This window comes from Streptomyces sp. NPDC059456, assembly GCF_042750055.1.
In the GTDB taxonomy this organism is placed as follows: domain Bacteria; phylum Actinomycetota; class Actinomycetes; order Streptomycetales; family Streptomycetaceae; genus Streptomyces.
Genome location: NZ_JBHYVA010000661.1, coordinates 1 through 4751, shown reverse-complemented (window position 1 = coordinate 4751; position 4751 = coordinate 1). Strand labels below are relative to the sequence as shown.

General features: G+C 76.0%; 6 protein-coding genes. 4 read left to right on the top strand and 2 right to left on the bottom strand.

All coding sequences use genetic code 11. The features are described 5' to 3' along the window. Positions 1-1374: DEAD/DEAH box helicase (locus tag ACFXA3_RS35815; RefSeq protein WP_385194137.1), on the bottom strand; the 1374-nt coding region annotated here is incomplete at its 3' end. Between the two features lie 80 nt (positions 1375-1454). On the opposite strand from ACFXA3_RS35815, the gene ACFXA3_RS35810 reads away from it, so the two are divergent. The 3 genes from ACFXA3_RS35810 to ACFXA3_RS35800 all read left to right on the top strand — a co-directional run bounded on the left by ACFXA3_RS35810 (position 1455) and on the right by ACFXA3_RS35800 (position 3389). Beyond that, positions 1455-2282 (top strand): AraC family transcriptional regulator, encoded by an 828-nt coding sequence (locus ACFXA3_RS35810; RefSeq protein ID WP_385194134.1) that lies wholly within the window; start codon positions 1455-1457, stop codon positions 2280-2282. 103 nt (positions 2283-2385) lie between these two features. Next, positions 2386-3084: an AzlC family ABC transporter permease gene (locus ACFXA3_RS35805; protein ID WP_385194139.1), complete on the top strand. Its 699-nt coding sequence runs from the start codon at positions 2386-2388 to the stop codon at positions 3082-3084. After that, positions 3081-3389 (top strand): AzlD domain-containing protein, encoded by a 309-nt coding sequence (locus tag ACFXA3_RS35800; protein ID WP_385194131.1) that lies wholly within the window; start codon positions 3081-3083, stop codon positions 3387-3389. The genes ACFXA3_RS35805 and ACFXA3_RS35800 overlap by 4 nt, the downstream gene beginning before the upstream one ends. Here the strand turns inward: ACFXA3_RS35800 and ACFXA3_RS35795 are convergent. Continuing rightward, positions 3358-4356: a hypothetical protein gene (locus tag ACFXA3_RS35795; RefSeq protein ID WP_385194128.1), complete on the bottom strand. Its 999-nt coding sequence runs from the start codon at positions 4354-4356 to the stop codon at positions 3358-3360. The two genes, ACFXA3_RS35800 and ACFXA3_RS35795, sit on opposite strands and share 32 nt — an antisense overlap. A gap of 81 nt (positions 4357-4437) precedes the next feature. On the opposite strand from ACFXA3_RS35795, the gene ACFXA3_RS35790 reads away from it, so the two are divergent. After that, positions 4438-4632 (top strand): DUF3046 domain-containing protein, encoded by a 195-nt coding sequence (locus tag ACFXA3_RS35790; RefSeq protein WP_266783889.1) that lies wholly within the window; start codon positions 4438-4440, stop codon positions 4630-4632. Positions 4633-4751: the final 119 nt, after the last annotated feature.

The following is a 4751-nucleotide window of genomic DNA, read 5'->3' as shown; positions in this document are numbered from 1 at the left end:
GGGGGGCGGGTGCCCGTGGTGGGGGTTCGCGGGGCGGCCCCGCGACTCGATGGACCCCGTGCGCATCCGCTCGGTCACCACGGCCGCCTGCACCAGGTCCCCGCGGTACTTGGGGAACACCACTCCCGTCGAGACCGCACCCACCTGGTGCCCGGCCCGGCCCACCCGCTGGAGCCCCGACGCCACCGACGGCGGCGACTCCACCTGCACCACCAGGTCCACGGCGCCCATGTCGATGCCCAGTTCCAGACTGGAGGTGGCGACCACGGCCGGCAGCCGGCCCGCCTTCAGGTCCTCCTCCACCAGCGCCCGCTGCTCCTTGGAGACCGAGCCGTGGTGCGCCCGCGCCAGCAGCGGCGGCGCGCCGTGGGCCGCACCCGACTGGGCCATGATCTCGGCCGGGGGCGAACCCTCGGGCAGCTTCTCGCCCATCGCCCGCTCGTACGCGATCTCGTTCAGCCGGTTGCACAGCCGCTCCGCGAGGCGGCGCGAGTTGGCGAACACGATCGTCGAACGGTGGGCCTGGACCAGATCCGCGATCCGCTCCTCCACATGCGGCCAGATCGACGGCTTGTCCCCGCCCTCCGAGGCCGGCGAGCCTCCCCCCGGCTTCGCCGGGGGGACCCCCACCAACTCGCCCATGTCCTGGACCGGGACGACCACCGACAGGTCGAACTCCTTCGCCGAGGGCGGCTGGACGATCTCCACCTTGCCGCGCGGCGCGAGGTACCGGGCCACCTCGTCCACCGGCCGGACCGTCGCCGACAGGCCGATCCGGCGCGCCGGGCGGGGCAGCAGCTCGTCCAGCCGCTCCAGGGACAGGGCCAGGTGCGCGCCGCGCTTGGTCCCCGCCACCGCGTGCACCTCGTCCAGGATCACGGTCTCGATCCCGGCGAGCGCCTCGCGCGTCGCCGACGTCAGCATCAGGAACAGCGACTCGGGCGTGGTGATCAGGATGTCCGGCGGCCGGGTGGCCAGCGCCCGCCGCTCCGCCGGCGGGGTGTCCCCGGAGCGGATCCCCACCCGGATCTCCGGCTCCGGCAGGCCGAGGCGCACCGACTCCTGCCGGATCCCGGTCAGCGGGCTGCGCAGGTTGCGCTCCACGTCGACCGCGAGGGCCTTCAGCGGCGACACGTACAACACCCGGCAGCGCTTCTTCGGCTCGGCGGGCGGCGGGACCGACGCGAGCTGGTCGAGGGCGGCGAGGAACGCGGCCAGCGTCTTGCCGGAGCCCGTCGGCGCGACGACGAGCACGTCGGAGCCCTCCCGGATGGCCCGCCAGGCCCCCTCCTGCGCGGACGTGGGCCGCACGAAGGCCCCCGTGAACCAGGAGCGGGTCGCGGGGGAGAACGATTCGAGCGCAGAGCCGGCCATGCCCCCATCCTGCACCCGGGCACCGACAACGGCCCGGACCTGCGCAAACACCCGGCCGGACGGGGGCGCAGAATGGGGGCATGGGGCAAGAGAGGGAGTGGGCGCGGCACTGGCGGTACGCGGAACTGCCCGGCCTGGACCTGCTGCGCGCCCACTACGTGCGCCACACCTTCCCGCGCCACGCCCACGACGGGTACGTCATCGCGGCCGTCACCGGCGGCATCGAGGAGGTCGGCCTGCCCGGCGGCACCGTGCGCGCCGGACCCGGCAGCGTGGTCCTGATCAACCCCGAGGTGCCGCACACCGCGCGCGCCGGGGTCCCCGAGGGCTGGGCGTACGCCACCCTGTACCCCTCGCGGGAACTGATCGCCGAGGTGGCCGCGGACATCGGCCGGCTGCGCGGCACCCCCGGGTTCACCGCCGACTCCGTCACCGACCCGCAGACCTCGCACACCATCACCGAGGTGCACCGGGCCGCCGAGGAGGGCAACGCCCTGGCCGCCGACACGCTGCTGCGCGGCGCCGTGGCGCGGATGCTGACCCGGCACGCCGGACCGCTGCCCGCCCGTACGGTCCGCAGCGCCGGCGCCGCCGACGCCGCGCAGGCCCGGGCCGTGCTGCTGGAGCGGATGGCCGAGCCGCCGTCGCTGGAACAGCTGGCCGCGGAACTGGGGACCAGCCCCTTCGCCCTGCTGCGCTCCTTCCGGGAGCGGTACGGGATGCCGCCGCACACCTGGCTGACCGACGCCCGGGTCCGGCGGGCCCGCCGGCTGCTCGACGCGGGCACCCCGCCGGCCGAGGCGGCCCTCGCCGTCGGCTTCACCGACCAGCCGCACCTGAACCGGCACTTCACCCGCATCGTGGGCGTCCCGCCGGGCGCGTACCGCCGCGAGCGCGCCGGACGCTAGGGCCTGCGGGAGCCGCCCTCTGCGCGCTCCGGCCGCGCGCGCAAGAACGTACAAGACCCCGGCGGCCCGCCCCGCGTACGGTCACGGCGTGCGAGAACGTCAGATGGTGAGACAGGAGACCCCGGACGGGGCGGCGGAGCGGCCGCGCGGCGCCGTCGTACGCGACGCGCTCGGGGTCGGGGTGGCCGTCGGGCTGTCCGGGTTCGCGTTCGGGGTGACCGCCGCCGGGGCCGGGATCAGCGTGCTCCAGGCCTGCGTCCTGAGCCTGCTCGTGTTCACCGGAGCCTCCCAGTTCGCGCTGGTCGGGGCGCTGGCCGCGGGCGGGAACCCGTTCACCGCGGCCGCCGGCGCCTTCTTCCTCGGCACGCGGAACGCCTTCTACGGGCTGCGGCTGTCCCAGCTGCTGGCCCTGCCCCGGCCGGTGCGGCCGCTGGCCGCCCACTGGGTGATCGACGAGACCACCGCCGTGGCACTGGCCCAGCGGGACCGCAGGTCGGCGCGGCTCGGGTTCACCGTGACCGGGCTGAGCCTGTACGTCCTGTGGAACCTGACCACCCTGCTCGGCGCCCTCGGAGCCGAAGCCCTGGGCGACACCGCCGCATGGGGACTGGACGCCGCCGGACCGGCCGTCTTCCTGGCCCTGCTCGCGCCGATGCTCAAGACCGCCACCGAGCGGGCCGTCGCAGCCCTGGCCGTCGTCCTCGGCCTGGGCCTGCTCCCCGTCCTGCCCGCCGGGCTGCCGGTGCTCGTCGCCGCCCTCGCCGCCCCCGCCGTCCTCTGGCTGAAGGGACGCCGCTCGTGAACGTCTGGATCGCCATCGCGCTCACCGTCGTCGGCTGCTACGCCGTCAAGCTCGCCGGGCTGCTCGTGCCCGCCGGGGCGCTGGAGCGGCCGGCGGTGCGCCGCCTCGCCGCGCTGCTGCCGGTCGCGCTGCTCGCCGCGCTCACCGCCCAGCAGACCTTCGGCACCGCGCACGGCCTCGCGCTCGACGCCCGCGCCGCGGGGCTGGCCGCCGCCGGGCTCGCGCTGCTGCTGCGGGCACCGTTCCTGCTGGTCGTCGGCGCCGCAGTGGTCGTCACCGCGGGAGTGCGGGCCCTGGGCGGGTAGCGTCCGGCTCGGGACCGCCGGCCAGCGGACGCCCGTACGCGCGCAGCGTCAGCAGGGCCTCCAGCGTGGCGATCGGACGCCGCTCCAGCGAGCTGCCCGGCGCCCACGCAAGGCGCCGCACCGGCCAGCCTCCGTCCGGCTGCTGCCCCGCGGCCAGGAAGTCCAGCGAACGCCTCATCTCCTCGTCGGTGAACCAGCCGCGCGCCAGCGACTCCGGCCGGGGCGCCACGTCGTGCGCGAACAGCTGCTCGCCCGGTGCGCAGCCCGGGTACGGCAGGTACTCCCGGCGCCGGCGCGGATCGAGCACGACGAGCCGCTGCTCGCGCACCAGCCGCCCGAGCCGGTCCGCGGCCGCCACCGCCCGCGCCCGGTCGGGGGCGCCGTCGAGGAACGCCACCGCGCTCTGGACCTCGTACGGGTTCGCGTGGCGCATCGTCTCGACCCGCTCCCAGCAGAAGTCCGTGGCCCGGAACAGCCACGCGTGCCAGATCCGGTTGCGGTGCAGCACGCCGACCACCGGGCCGGTGGTGAGCAGCTCGCCCGGCGGATCGTCGTGCACCGGGTGGTACGGGGCCGCGGGGTAGGCGCGCGGCGCCGGGAGGACCACCGGGAGCGCGCCGTCCGCGGTGGAGACCCGGGTCAGGTGGCGGCAGAGCCGCTCGATCCGCTGCCCGGCACAGCGGCCGAGGCCGTCCAGGACCCGCAGGGCGTGCGCGGTGTGCAGCGGCTGGCTGAGCGGACCCCGCAGATCCGGGTCGAGGGCGTGGCCGTAGCCGCCGTCGGCGTTGAGGTAGGACCCGAGGGCGGTGTCCACCGCGTCGGGGTCCCCGCCGAGGAAATGGAACGCGAACCGCCGCTGCTCCAGCACCCGGGCCGTGAGCCAGATGAACCGCTCGGCGCGGGCGAGGGGGGACGGCGGAGCCGGCGGATCGGTCGGGGCCGGCGCGGATGCTTCGTCTCCAGACATGCGTGCACCGTAGGGCGCGGCGGCGCGGGGGCGGAGGGCGAACGGCGCCGGTGCACTCTTGCGGGGCGGGATACTGGGGACATGCGGTTGACGATTTTCTGGGAGCGGATGGCCGAGCACTTCGGCGCGGCGTACGCGGACTCCTTCGCGCGGGACCACGTCATGACGGAGCTCGGCGGACGCACCGTCCACCAGGCGCTGGACGCGGGCTGGGAGGCCAAGGACGTGTGGCGCGCGGTGTGTTCGGCGATGGACGTGCCGGCCTCGCTGCGCTGACGCCGGCGGCCGTTTCCCCGTCCGCGCGACGGGTGGGACAGACTGGTGCGCGTGGCAGCCACCGATGAGACGACCGTGACGACGACGACCGACACCGCCGGGACGACGGGTACGGGCGG